The organism is Acinetobacter sp. ANC 3882 (genome assembly GCF_022549545.1).
Lineage (GTDB): Bacteria > Pseudomonadota > Gammaproteobacteria > Pseudomonadales > Moraxellaceae > Acinetobacter.
The window spans coordinates 1-269 of record NZ_JAKZGB010000033.1 but is presented as its reverse complement, the minus strand read 5'-3'; the positions used below and the strand labels follow the sequence as shown (position 1 = coordinate 269).

General features: G+C 47.6%; 1 protein-coding gene. It reads left to right on the top strand.

The window, feature by feature from the left end:
• On the top strand, window positions 1-269 hold a 269-nt coding region (locus MMO42_RS18260), incomplete at both ends, for an Ig-like domain-containing protein (protein WP_241321587.1).

Below are 269 nucleotides of genomic sequence, written 5' to 3'. Positions count from 1 at the left end.
TACACAGTAGATCTAGCAAACCCATTAACCAATGGTGAAGTGGTAGATGTGACTGCGACAGATGCTGCTGGAAACGAATCTGAACCTACACAAGCGACAGCGGATGACACAACGGCACCAAATGCACCGACTGCTGATGTTGTTAATGATGGCACGCAAGTAACAGGTACAGCAGAACCAGGTTCAACAGTGACTGTTAAAGACCAAAACGGCAACGTATTGGGCACAGCGGTTACCGATGAAAACGGCAACTACACAGTAGATCTAGC